This window comes from Synechococcus sp. R5-13 (genome assembly GCF_047462015.1).
GTDB lineage: Bacteria > Cyanobacteriota > Cyanobacteriia > Thermostichales > Thermostichaceae > Thermostichus.
On record NZ_JANSIL010000059.1, the window covers coordinates 1 to 11072 of the forward strand.

The 11072-nt window shown below is 57.6% G+C and carries 12 protein-coding genes; 6 read left to right on the forward strand and 6 right to left on the reverse strand.

Features of this window, described 5'->3' with window-relative positions; genetic code table 11:
* Nucleotides 1-55: 55 nt before the first annotated feature.
* Nucleotides 56-907 carry an MOSC domain-containing protein gene (locus NW840_RS04880; RefSeq protein ID WP_414342715.1) on the reverse strand — a complete coding sequence of 284 codons (852 nt, stop codon included), beginning with the start codon at nt 905-907 and terminating at the stop codon, nt 56-58.
* 45 nt (nt 908-952) lie between these two features.
* On the reverse strand, nt 953-1468 hold the full coding sequence (locus NW840_RS04885) for a bifunctional nuclease family protein (protein ID WP_011431791.1): 516 nt from the start codon (nt 1466-1468) through the stop codon (nt 953-955).
* Here NW840_RS04885 and NW840_RS04890 point away from each other — a divergent pair.
* A complete protein-coding gene (locus NW840_RS04890; protein WP_414342716.1) occupies nt 1467-2315 on the forward strand; it encodes a cobalt-precorrin-6A reductase in 849 nt (282 codons plus the stop codon). The two genes, NW840_RS04885 and NW840_RS04890, sit on opposite strands and share 2 nt — an antisense overlap.
* Nucleotides 2316-2340: 25 nt before the next feature.
* Here NW840_RS04890 and NW840_RS04895 read toward each other — a convergent pair whose 3' ends face one another.
* Nucleotides 2341-2697 carry a single-stranded DNA-binding protein gene (locus NW840_RS04895; RefSeq protein WP_414342717.1) on the reverse strand — a complete coding sequence of 119 codons (357 nt, stop codon included), beginning with the start codon at nt 2695-2697 and terminating at the stop codon, nt 2341-2343.
* A 336-nt stretch (nt 2698-3033) separates the two neighbouring features.
* Between NW840_RS04895 and NW840_RS04900 the strand changes: the two genes are divergently transcribed.
* Both NW840_RS04900 and scpB read left to right on the forward strand, forming a co-directional pair.
* Nucleotides 3034-5190: an NAD(P)H-quinone oxidoreductase subunit 5 gene (locus NW840_RS04900; protein ID WP_414342718.1), complete on the forward strand. Its 2157-nt coding sequence runs from the start codon at nt 3034-3036 to the stop codon at nt 5188-5190.
* Between the two features lie 171 nt (nt 5191-5361).
* Entirely contained in the window at nt 5362-5859 is a 498-nt protein-coding gene (gene scpB, locus NW840_RS04905) for an SMC-Scp complex subunit ScpB (RefSeq protein ID WP_414342720.1), read from the forward strand.
* 102 nt (nt 5860-5961) lie between these two features.
* Here the strand turns inward: scpB and NW840_RS04910 are convergent, their stop codons facing one another.
* Nucleotides 5962-6612 carry a peroxiredoxin gene (locus tag NW840_RS04910; protein ID WP_414342722.1) on the reverse strand — a complete coding sequence of 217 codons (651 nt, stop codon included), beginning with the start codon at nt 6610-6612 and terminating at the stop codon, nt 5962-5964.
* Between the two features lie 292 nt (nt 6613-6904).
* Here NW840_RS04910 and NW840_RS04915 point away from each other — a divergent pair, with 292 nt between their 5' ends.
* The gene (locus NW840_RS04915) at nt 6905-7960 is read left to right on the forward strand and encodes a hypothetical protein (RefSeq protein ID WP_414342724.1); all 1056 of its coding nucleotides are present in this window, start codon (nt 6905-6907) and stop codon (nt 7958-7960) included.
* A 79-nt stretch (nt 7961-8039) separates the two neighbouring features.
* On the opposite strand, the gene NW840_RS04920 is transcribed toward NW840_RS04915, so the two are convergent.
* A complete protein-coding gene (locus NW840_RS04920) occupies nt 8040-8831 on the reverse strand; it encodes an alpha/beta hydrolase (protein ID WP_414342726.1) in 792 nt (263 codons plus the stop codon).
* 174 nt (nt 8832-9005) lie between these two features.
* Nucleotides 9006-9593: a lysostaphin resistance A-like protein gene (locus NW840_RS04925; protein WP_414328684.1), complete on the reverse strand. Its 588-nt coding sequence runs from the start codon at nt 9591-9593 to the stop codon at nt 9006-9008.
* A gap of 492 nt (nt 9594-10085) precedes the next feature.
* Here NW840_RS04925 and NW840_RS04930 point away from each other — a divergent pair, with 492 nt between their 5' ends.
* Nucleotides 10086-10214, forward strand: coding sequence for a hypothetical protein (locus tag NW840_RS04930; protein ID WP_414328685.1), 129 nt, complete (start codon nt 10086-10088; stop codon nt 10212-10214).
* Nucleotides 10215-10416: 202 nt separating this feature from the next.
* Nucleotides 10417-10950 carry a thermonuclease family protein gene (locus tag NW840_RS04935; protein WP_011431781.1) on the forward strand — a complete coding sequence of 178 codons (534 nt, stop codon included), beginning with the start codon at nt 10417-10419 and terminating at the stop codon, nt 10948-10950.
* The last annotated feature ends 122 nt before the right edge of the window (nt 10951-11072 follow it).

Consider the following 11072-nt stretch of genomic DNA (forward strand, 5'->3'; position numbering starts at 1 on the left):
CAGCCTAGAGGTCCGGGCTTGTTTTGTTCTCTGGTAGAGCAGAGCAGGCTCAGGGCTACTGAAAGCCCGCCCCGTACCGCTTAGCGGTCGGGGTCGGGTAGTTTACCTCAGGGTAAAGGCTGAGGGGTTCAACCCCGAGGATTTCGACGGGATCCCCAACCCTCAGGTGCTTGCCCGCCTCCGTTCTCGGGATCCACGTATTGATTCCAAGGCGATAGAAATGGTCAAAGCGGCTGGCTTCGGCCCAGGGTGGCAAGGTTTTCTGCCGTTGCGCTACGAAGTGCTTTTGAAAACCGGGATAGGCCTCTCCGCTCAGGGGATCCCGGGTGGGCACCACACAGCGGGCGCAGGGGTTGAGGCCCAGCAGCTCCACTTCCCCAATGCGAAAGCGCACCCCTTGATCTGCCTGGGCAAAGAGCCGATCCTCCCAAAAGGCAGAGCAATCCGACAGCTCGATATTCATGCGAAAGCGCTGCCGAACCGCTTCCAGGGTCAAGTTGGGGAACCAACCGGCCACCGTCTCCAGAGTGGCTGTGCTGATCAGGGTGGGGCCGTTGGCATAGGGATCATCCGGAAACCCCCTGAGAGGCTCCTCCAGCAGTTGCACCGGAAAGCCCAACCAGTGGCTGAGCCAAGTTTGTAAAGCATCCCGCTGCTGCTGCAGGTCAAACTGGGCCGTCTTGCCATCCCCCCACAACTGCACCTGGCCCAACTGGGGATCAAACCGGGCCCGCAGGCGGTGGACTGCAGCATGGCGCTTGCCGTTCACCCGCTTTCCCTCCGCATCCACCAGGGCGTAGCGGCGATCCCCTTCCAAAGTTCCCCCCGCCGTCAGCCTCACCTCAGACAAAGAGATCCCATCCAGGGACTTGATGGGATAGACCGTTAACCTGGCAACCTGGGGCATGGCCTGTCTGCCGGGATCCCTGGGGGTGGGATCCGCCTTAGCTGCTTAACTGTCGGCTTCGGTGGGATGGTCGGTCATGGGGTAGCTGCGGATAAAGTCTCTGGGGGTTACATTTTCTACAAACTTGCGAAAGGCCTCCCGCTCTGCTTCGTCGGCATCTTGGTTCATGGGGATCGAGGCTTCCGCAATGACCTCTTCCACCGTCCAGATGGGAACATGGGCCCGCAGAGCGAGGGCAATGGCGTCACTGGGGCGGCAGTCGATCTCTTGTTTTTTGTCACCATTCACGGTGACGAGCACCGCGTAGAAGGTGTTATCCAGCAACGCGTGAATGATGACTCGCTCCAGCTTGATCCCCCACGTCTTCCAGGAATTGAGGATGAGATCATGGGTCATGGGGCGCAGTGGCTTTTGGTCGTCCAGGGCCTGCAAAATGGCGTTGGCCTCTGCTTTTCCCACCCAAATGGGCAGGGCACGACGCTCACTGCCATCGCGCAGGATGACAATGGGGTTTTGGTTGACGGCATCGACCGCAATCCCAGCCACATGCATCTCGATCATGAGCAATTGCCTCCAGCCGGTGATCTTGATCGTATCTACGGGCGTCAAAGTTTGGCAACACACCATGAGCTCAGTTGGTAGTCCAGTTGAAGTGGCTTTGATCGGGGGCACTAGCGAGAGCCGCAGCTTGGCCGACGCCCTCAGCCGGCAGGGGATCCCTTGGGTGGCAACCGTCACCACCGAAGGGGCCAGAAGACTGTATCAGGATTTGCCTGGTCAGGTGGTGGTCACCCGATTTTCGCCGCCATCTCTGGAAGAATTCCTGCAAGAACGCCGGATCCGCGTAGTGGTGGATGCCTCTCATCCTTTTGCCCAGCAAATCTCGCAACTGGCCATCCAGGTGACGGCTCAACTGGGGATCCCCTACCTGCGCTACGAACGCCCTCCTCTGGAGCTGGATCCCTGGGTACAGGTGGTGCCGGATTGGCAGGGGGTGCTCACAGATGCGGTGCTGGCGGGGCGGCGGGTGCTGCTGACGGTGGGAGTGAAGGCCCTGCCCCTGTTTGTACCTTGGCAAGATCGCTGCCAACTGTGGGCACGGGTGCTGCCGGAATCGGTTCCCCAAGCGGTGCAAGCCGGGATCCCTGCCGAGCGGGTGATCGGGATGCGCTTGCCCCTCAGCTTGGAGCAGGAACTACAGCTTTGGCAACAGCTCAGCCCTCAGGTGGTGATCAGCAAAGCCTCTGGGGAAGCAGGCGGGCTGGGGATCAAACAGGCAGTGGCCAAAACCCTGGGGATCCCTTTGTGGGTGATCCGCCGACCCCCCTTGGACTATCCCTGGTGCAGCCAGGATTTGACAGCAGTGGTGCAGGCCTGTAGGCGATGCTTGGAAGGAGCGGGACCTTGAGGTTGCCCAGCTCCAGTCCAACGGGTCAAAACGGCTCTTCGGGGGGTAGGTTGGAGTCGCGGTCTTGACGGGATCCCAGCAATTCCAGCCGATCCACAGCAATGATGGGTCTCTGGCGCTCTTCTCCGGTGGATTTGTCTGTCCAGCGATCAAACTTCAGTCTGCCCGTTACTCCGATAAGACTGCCTTTGCGCACATACTCTCCCGCCACCTCGGCAGTGCGGTCCCACAACTCTAGGCTGAACCAATCGGGCTTGTCTTCCCCTTTGCGGAATCGGTTGACCGCCAAGCTAAAAGTACAGACCACCTTGCCTGACTCAAAGTAGCGCACCTCCGGATCCATGCCGGCTCGCCCCACCAAGGTCACCAGGTTCAAGCTCATGGGTAGTTTCTCCAGACCGCCAGTAGATCTAGCCTTCGTTGTAGCGCTCGCAAGGGATCCCTGTCATCTTTTTGCTTGCGACCGTCAGCTTGGGCTCAGAGCCGATTCTTTAGGATATTTACAGATTCAACTGCGGGGATCCCGATTGATCTCTGGGAAAAGCCTCTGCTGTGATGGACTTGATGCTCGGGATCCGGATCCGCACTCTGTCGCAAAAGTTTACAATGGCAGAAGCAGTTGAGCAAATGCCAGCCCACCAGACACTCCCACCGGCCAATTGCAGGGCTAGCAGAGCAGGTTCGTTGCTGTGAGAGGACGCATTCGGAAGCATTTCCCATGGAATTCATCTACACGTACGCCTGGTTGATCCCCGTCTATCCTTTGGTGGCGGCCTTTCTCCTCGGCTTAGGCATCCTGATGTTCAACGCCTGGACAAGGGCCAACCGCTCTTTGGCTGCCTTTTTGAGCGTGTTCGCGACCGGGACGGCGATGGTTCATGCCTTTGCCCTTTTGGTCAGCCAGGTGCAAGGGCACGAAACCGTCCTCAGAACCATCACCTGGGCCCAGGCGGGATCCTTCTCGGTGGACATGGGCTTTGTCGTGGATCACCTGAGCGCTATGATGCTGGTGGTGGTGACCACCGTGGCCTTTCTGGTGCAGATCTACTCCCATGGCTACATGGCTCACGATCCCGGCTATGTGCGTTTCTACGCCTACCTGAGCTTATTTAGCTCCTCGATGCTGGGCTTGGTGGTCAGCCCCAACCTGGTGCAGATCTATATCTTCTGGGAGCTGGTGGGGATGTGCTCCTACCTGCTCATCGGCTTTTGGCACGACCGGCAGGCAGCGGCAGAAGCAGCGCAAAAGGCGTTTGTGGTCAACCGGGTGGGAGATTTCGGCCTGCTGTTGGGCATCTTAGGTTTTTACTGGATTTCCGGTACCTTCGCGTTTGACGAGATCGGGCGCAACTTGCAGGAGATGCTGGCTAGCGGGGCAGTGAGCAGCAGCTTGATTGCCCTGTTTGCGGTGTTGGTGTTCTTGGGGCCGGTGGCCAAGTCGGCCCAGTTCCCGCTGCATGTGTGGTTGCCGGATGCCATGGAGGGCCCCACGCCCATTTCCGCTCTCATCCACGCAGCCACGATGGTGGCGGCTGGGGTATTCCTCTTGGCCCGCATGTTCCCGGTGCTGGAAGGGATCCCGGTGGCCATGGACATCATCGCCTGGACAGGGGCGGGCACAGCCTTCTTGGGGGCCACCATTGCCATCACCCAAAACGACATCAAAAAAGGCTTGGCCTACTCCACCATTTCCCAGCTGGGCTACATGGTCATGGCTATGGGGTGCGGCGCCTATGGGGCGGGCCTGTTTCACCTGATGACCCACGCCTACTTTAAGGCGATGCTCTTTTTGTGCTCTGGCTCAGTTATCCACGGCATGGAAGCGGTGGTCGGCCATGACCCGGTTTTGGCCCAAGACATGCGCCTGATGGGGGGGTTGCGCAAATACATGCCGGTTACGGCCATCACGTTTTTGATCGGCACGTTGGCCATTTGTGGGATCCCGCCCTTCGCCGGCTTTTGGTCTAAGGATGAGATCTTGGGCGCTGTTTTCGAACGGAACCCAGCTCTGTGGGGGGTGGGCTTCCTCACCGCCGGGATCACCGCCTTCTACATGTTCCGCATCTACTTCCTCACCTTCGAAGGGGAGTTTCGCGGCACCAACCTGAGACTGCGGCAGGAGGTGGCCATCAGCCAGGGCCGTCCTGTGCCAGCTTTTGCCTACGTTTTTGCGGGGAAACAACCGGCCTTTGGCCCTGGAGCCATGAACATTCAAGAAAAACCCCAGCCCAGCAGCCATCCTGAAGCCCACGAAAACCTACACGATGGGCATGGCCACGCCTCAGAGCCCCATGAGTCCCCTTGGTCGATGACCTTCCCGCTGTTGGCTCTGGCCGTCCCTTCTGTGCTGATTGGCCTGGTGGGCACCCCTTTTGCCAACTTCTTTGAAGCTTTCATCCACCCACCGACTGAGTCTGTGGCAGAGGCAGGCTCGATTTTACCGCTGGTGGCAGCAGAGTGGCAGGAGGTGCTGGCGGGCCATTTCGATTGGGCAGAGTTTCTGATCATGGCGGGTAGCTCCGTGGGCATTGGGCTGATCGGCATCACCTTGGCCAGCTTGATCTACTGGCAAAAGCGCATCGACCCGGGCACCTTCCCCCAAAGCCTGCAGCCGCTCTACTACTTCTCCCTCAACAAGTGGTACATTGACGACCTCTATGAGCGAGTCTTTGTGCAGGGCACCCGCTTCGTGGCACGGGAGGCGCTGGAGGTGGACAGCCGCATTGTGGATGGTGTGGTCAACCTGACGGGCTTGGTGACCATGGTGAGCGGCGAGGCGATGAAATACCTGGAGAGCGGCAAGGCCCAGTTTTACGCTTTGATTATCTTTGCAGCGGTGGTGGTGATGGTGGTGGCATCAGGGGTAGGGTTCTAGCTCGAAGACGAGGATGGATCCGGCCCGCTTGGCCAAGGGATCCCTCAGCCTAGAACTGCTGCTATGCTACGGAGCAAGTTGAGCGGATCCCTTGTTGCAATGGCCCCGCGTTCTCTTAAGTCGATTTCGCATCCCTTGTTGGCGGAAAAGCAAGGTCAGAGGGAGCGTGTCTTGGCCCTGAAAAATCAGATCGAAGCGATCCTCTACTTAAAAGGGCAGCCCCTGGAGCTATCGGCCCTGGCCCAGTTGGCCCATTGCAGTCGCGACGAAGCCTACGATGCGCTGCTGGAATTAATGGAAGACTATGCCCATCGCGATTCTGCCTTGGAGGTCTTACAGGTGGAGGAGGGGTTTGCCCTGCAGTTGCGGGAGCCGTTTTTGGAGCTGGCCAACCAGCTTTTACCCCCTGAAATTGGGGTGGGTGCTACCCGTACCCTGGCTACAATCATTCTGCGTGGCCCTCTCTCGCAAGCCGATTTGGTGGAGTTGCGCGGTCAAGGTGCTTATCAGCACGTGGCAGAGCTGGTAGAAAAAGGCTTTGTGACCCGCTATTGCAAAGAAGGCTGCCGTTCCCCTTGGTTGCGCGTGACGGATAAATTTCATCGCTACTTCATAGTAGATGAGCTGGCCAAAAAAGCAGCAGAGGCAGCCTCCTTCCCCGAACAGTAAAAAGGATCCCCGATAAGGGGATCCAGACCAAAAGGATCCCAGCTTTACCCGACGAAGGGATCCCTTCTCAAGCGCCCGTCAAAGTTGGTGTTCGGGCTTTTACTACTTATTAGGCTGAGGGGTGACCCGCAAATAAGGCTTAATTTCCTGATAGCCTTTCGGGAACTTTTCTTTCAGCAATTCCGGATCTTTCAACGAAGGCGGGATGATAACATCGTCACCGTCTTTCCAGTCGGCGGGAGTGACAACGTTATACTTATCCGTCAGCTGTAGGGCATCGATCACCCGCAGGAGCTCGTCGAAGTTGCGGCCTGTGCTGGCCGGGTAGGTAAGAATGAGGCGTATCTTCTTGTTGGGATCGATGATGAACACCGAGCGCACCGTCAGGGGCAGCCCTTCTTGATTGAGGTTGGTTTGATCCAACATGCCGTAGAGCTGAGAGACCTTGCGGTCTGCATCTGCCAAAATGGGATAGGTCAAAGTGGCGTTCTGGGTTTCCTCGATGTCTTTTACCCAGCCGACGTGGGAGTCCACATCGTCCACACTGAGGGCGATCACCTTCACACCCCGCTTTTCAAATTCGGGCATCAGCTTGGCAACGGTGCCCAGCTCTGTGGTGCAGACCGGCGTGTAGTCGGCGGGGTGAGAGAACAGCACCACCCAGCTATCTCCAGCCCAAGAGTAGAAATCGATTTCGCCGTGGGTAGACTTTTGCGTGAAATTGGGAGCAGTATCGCCAAGTCGGAGAGACATACGCTCTTGATCCTCCGTAAAAGGGTTCAATCCGGTGAGACAGGGATCCGGATCCTTCGACCCGATCCCTTCCGATCTTGCCACATAACTCCACTTTTCCGAGCGGATTGCAGGTGATTTTAAGATTCTTGCTGGCGGGAGGGAGTGCTCCTCCTCTTCCCTGACGCCTTGCGCCCAGGCAGAACGTAAACAATTGCTGCGCGGATCTTAACGTTCCTTAAGTTCTTTGCTGCAGCGGTAGCCCCCTAGAAGTATGCTAGGTAGCACTAGATCCTCTGACGTAAGGTAGGCCATGGAAGAATTGAGGCAAGACGCAGAAACCGTTACACCTTGCAGCTTGGCCACCCTGTGGGCGCAAAAATATGTAGACAAGCTACGGGCACAGGCTGCCTTGGGCGAGCTGCCAGGCGCCCCTCTAGCTGACAAGGTGAAGGGATCTTTGCGCTTTGCCAGCTCCCAGGCCTGGGCGAAGACGGAGCGGCTCTTGGCTGCTGAAATACCGAGGCAGCGGCTGGATCCGGACTTGATTGATCCCTGGCAAATTGCCGAGGATTCCCAGGAGTTATTTGAAAAGGCAGCAGCAAGTTGTGGGGAGGGCCTCTCACCAGCCCGCTTTTCGGTAAAGATCGCGCCATCTTGTGGCCAGCTGCGGGCTCGCTACAGCAAGCCGGATCCGCGGGTACTTGGCTTTTTAAGCATGCAATTTCACTACACGGGGCAAATGGTCCTGCAGGCTCTGCTGCCCCAGGAGCGGGGTCTCTTCCACCCCTACTTGAAGGTTATGGATGACCACCTGTACATGCCTTTGCAGAGGATGTACGAGGCCGCTGCCGCCCAGGCAGGCGATCACTTTTCTGCGCCTTTGGCTGCTATTCAAGAGCTCTTGCCCCTGGTTACCAGCGTGGCAGAGTCCATTTGTGCCGAGGTAGCCCAACGTTTTCCGGACTATCACTGCGAAAGCGGTCCTTTGACAGATCTGAACGTGCGGATTTCCAGCATCCGCGATGTGGAGATGTTTCAGGTGTACTTGGGCCTCTGTGCCCTAGAAGGCAGCATGGCGGCTATCCAGCAGGAGCTGTTTCCCCTCTGTGTGATGCTCTACCCCCCTTTGAAAGTGAGCTGGGAGCTGGTACGGCAGATGCTCAAGCTCTTGGATAAGGTTCTGAGGTCTGGTCTCAGCCAGGCCAGCTATGCCGTCCTGCTGCCCTACCTCCAGGCAGTGCAGGGTATGTTCTCGCTGGAGGTTTTTCCTGAAAATGACCCCATCTGGAGCCATCATCCCGATGTGATGCGCTTTATGGAGACGGCGCAGAATCTGTTGCAAGAATTGCTGGCTCAAAAAGCTTAAAGGCCAGTTAACGCCACCATTCCTATTCCCGCTCGCGACCTCCCAGTTACGCAAGGAAGGGAACATTGGCAGTTGCTGCTCAGCCTGCCTGCAGCTTGGGATCCACCAGCTCGGCTACGAATTGGTGCAGGATGGTGACATAGCGCTCTCTGGCCACCTGCAGCAAGTTGTTGTGATCGGCTCCCTCGATGGGCACCAAGCGTTTGGGATCCCGTGCTGCTTGGTAAAGGGCTTCAGCATGCCAGAAGGGGATTAGACGATCCTGGGTACCGTGCAAAATTAGCAGCGGGCAATTGATCTTGGCCATGCGGCTGAGGTTGTCGAAGCGATCGAAAGGTAGCAGCGGGATGCGCGTCAAGACGCGGAAGGCAGTCACGAAAGTAGATTCCAGGATCAGGCCGCCCACTGGTTTTTGCGCTGCCAGGTAAACCGAGGGCCCGCCCCCTACTGATCTTCCATAGACCAAGATCCGCTCCGGCGGGATCCCTTGGGCAACTAGGTAAGTGTAAGCGGCCTCGATATCTTTGTAAGCGCCGGCCTCGGAAGGGATCCCTTCGCTGGTGCCGTAACCGCGGTAGTCGTAGGCCAAGACGGCAAACCCAGCCTGCTGCAGGCCCACCAGGCGGGGCAGGATATCCCCCAAGTCTTCGGCGTTGCCATGGCTGTAGAGGAGGGTGTAGGCAGCGGCGGGATTGGGCAAATGTACCGCTGAAATCTGTAGCCCATCAGAGGTCGTGAGCTTGAGAATGGCATCCCCATCTCGATAGCTGGCGGGCTGGGGCAGAAAGATCAGCCGCTCCGATTGAAACCAGCCCAGCCAGAGCAGGTAGCCGTACACCACCAGCCCGACCAGCAGCAAGGATCGCCCCACGCGCAGCCATGGGAAGGATCCCCAAACTAGTTGTAGGAGATCTCGGTGGGGCATTGACAGGAAGGCATCGACAAGTAAGTTAAGCTCAATTTGCGGCACTTGCCCAAGGTTCTGCGCTGCTTACAGGCAACCCCTTTCCCATAAGGGAAGAGGGGAGCAGGAAAACTGCATCCTTCAGGGCTCCGCTTGAGAGAAAAAGCATTTCCAGGCACAAACCCCAATCCAGTTGACAAGGGTGTGGGCGACAATGGTGACCAACAGGTTTCCCGACAGCCACAAGCCAATCCCCATGAGGATACCAACCCCGCTGGCCCAGACGGCATAGGGCCAGCCCTGCCATCCCAGCCAATGCAAGGCGCCAAACAAGAGGCCGCTCAGCAGGATCCCGCCTGTCCACCCCAAGGGGCTGGCCACCAGAGCTGACAGCAGCACACCGCGAAACAGCCATTCCTCGCTCCAGCCCGGCAGCAGGCCCACCCAAAGGATATCTCCCCACTGCAAGGGATCCGCCACCCAGTGTAAGTAGGCAGTGGCTGCCCGACGATAGGCTGGCCAGAGCCGGTAAACCCCGCCGCTGAGCAGAGCCACCCCCAGTCCCAGCCCTGCCCCCCACGCCAAGGCCAGGGGATCCCAGCGAAACGGCACGGGAAAGGAGGATCCCAGCCAGATCCAGAGACCCACAATGAGAGCCGAAAACAGGGTGGTGATGCCCATTCCATTCAAGATCTGTTCGCGTGTGCAGGGCTGAATCTGGGAAGTCATGGAGGGGATCCCTAGGCTTCGAAGTCCGGAGGGTTAACAGCAGCTGCTGTTTTTATCATCGTTTATCTCAGCGGTCCTAGGTTCACGGCAGGTTGACAGCAGCTACAGAGCGTCCCTCAAAACTGCCTCAGCTTGTAAGCCAGCATGGATATGAGCCTTGAGTGTGACCAAAGGGACTCAATCGCCCCCTTGCTCTGTCTTCTGAGCCTCTGTGTAGCGCTTGATAACCTCTCCGGAAACTTGCCCCGCTGTACCCGCGTAGTAGCTTGGGTTCTACAAATAACCACCCCAGAGCCTCTTTTTGAGTTCAGAATGTCTCCCAAAGAGAGCAGGAGCCGTGGAACTTTTAATACCTTGGCAACGACCGCCGGAGCCGCCTTGGGAGAAGCAGAAAGAAAAACGTGATTCAAGGCTTAGAGTAGAGAAGGGCTTCCAAGCTTTTACCCTCAGCCCGGCTATACCCCAAATACCCACACCCGAGATGGGTGCAAAGTGCTCCGCACCACGGACGCGACCGAGCGGCGCATTCACCAAGCCATTCAAAACGCGCAGGCTCGCTTCGACAGCGACAAGTTCGCCGACAAATTTGCCCAGCAACTGCGGGGAGAGCCGGGGAACTGAAGAAAAGCGAGCAGGAATGGCTCAGTCGCCTGGGAGCCTTGGGCAACCCAACCAACGGCGGATCTACTGCTGGCCAATTCAAATCTGCGGTGGGATTGTTTTCTGGAGAGTTGCCGCTACCATTACACTTTGAGCGTTGCCACCGGAAACTCCCCGGCGGGAAAAGAAGAGGGGGCTGCGTCCAAAGTGGGGGATTAAGGTCATGTTCCAGCGTATTGCTCTCGGCTCTGCTGCATTGGGATTGCTTCTGGCCATACCCGTCCTTCCCAGCCACGGGTTTGGAGAGCCCCGGGTCGTTCCCGATACCCCGTTCTACTTCGACAACCACCGCTTCGATCGCTACCCAGATGCGGTTGTGGTGCGGGTGGTCAACGGCGACACCCTAGTGGTGCAAATCGAAGGGGAACAGAAGATGCGCCTAATCCGGTTGGCCGGGATCGAGGGTCTCAGCCCGGAAGAAAACCCCTATTACCAGCAAGCCATTGAACTGATGCGGGAGCGCATCCTCTACCGCACCGTCAAGCTGGAAGGGGATAAGTTGCTGCGCAACGTAGATGCTACGGGCTTGGTGGAGGCCTATGTCTGGTTAGAAGGCCATCAGATGAACGCCATGTTGGTGCGCAATGGCCTGGCCCGCATCATCCCCTACAGCCACAACATCAAGTACGACAGCTACTACGGTGGCCTACAAGAAAAAGCCCAGCAGGAGCGCCTTGGCATTTGGAGCCGTCTCTGAGTTGGCTTTATACTGAACTTCAGTTCTTTAATCTTCAAGGGAGCAGAGAGGAAAGAGCATGACTCTAGTCAATAATAAGCTCAACTATACTGAAAATAATGTATAATATGTTCAGTACGGAT

Bases quoted from the DNA above. Each gene is read 5' to 3' on its own strand.
- NW840_RS04880 (WP_414342715.1), bottom strand. From the start codon at position 907: ATGCCCCAGGTTGCCAGGTTAACGGTCTATCCCATCAAGTCCCTGGAT.
- NW840_RS04890 (WP_414342716.1), top strand. From the start codon at position 1,467: ATGAGCAATTGCCTCCAGCCGGTGATCTTGATCGTATCTACGGGCGTC.
- NW840_RS04885 (WP_011431791.1), bottom strand. From the start codon at position 1,468: ATGATCGAGATGCATGTGGCTGGGATTGCGGTCGATGCCGTCAACCAA.
- NW840_RS04895 (WP_414342717.1), bottom strand. From the start codon at position 2,697: ATGAGCTTGAACCTGGTGACCTTGGTGGGGCGAGCCGGCATGGATCCG.
- NW840_RS04900 (WP_414342718.1), top strand. From the start codon at position 3,034: ATGGAATTCATCTACACGTACGCCTGGTTGATCCCCGTCTATCCTTTG.
- NW840_RS04910 (WP_414342722.1), bottom strand. From the start codon at position 6,612: ATGTCTCTCCGACTTGGCGATACTGCTCCCAATTTCACGCAAAAGTCT.
- NW840_RS04915 (WP_414342724.1), top strand. From the start codon at position 6,905: ATGGAAGAATTGAGGCAAGACGCAGAAACCGTTACACCTTGCAGCTTG.
- NW840_RS04925 (WP_414328684.1), bottom strand. From the start codon at position 9,593: ATGACTTCCCAGATTCAGCCCTGCACACGCGAACAGATCTTGAATGGA.
- NW840_RS04935 (WP_011431781.1), top strand. From the start codon at position 10,417: ATGTTCCAGCGTATTGCTCTCGGCTCTGCTGCATTGGGATTGCTTCTG.